1 protein-coding gene is annotated in these 233 nt (G+C 54.5%); it reads left to right on the top strand.

Features of this window, described 5'->3' with window-relative positions:
- The coding region (locus E1180_RS22100; protein ID WP_208996740.1) for a hypothetical protein at window positions 1-233 on the top strand (233 nt) is incomplete at both ends.

Genomic DNA, 233 nt, shown 5'->3' with positions numbered 1-233 from the left:
TCACCAAGCTGACGCGGGATGACATCATAAACTTCAAAAAGAGACTGAATGCGACGGATCACGGCGAGACCAATGGGGACAGAACTCTGGCGGCGCCAACCATCGTGCAGACCTGCCACGATCTGAAGGCCTTCCTAGAGTGGTTGACCAAACAATCAGGCTACAGATCCCTTCAAAGGGACCTCTCTGATTATTGCACGCCACCTCGTCGCTTGACCGCCATCGCCCACACA

This window comes from Roseibium denhamense, from assembly GCF_009711415.1.
Classification (GTDB): domain Bacteria; phylum Pseudomonadota; class Alphaproteobacteria; order Rhizobiales; family Stappiaceae; genus Roseibium; species Roseibium denhamense.
Note: the sequence above shows the minus strand (reverse complement) of the source record. Positions and strands in the feature narration are given on the sequence as shown.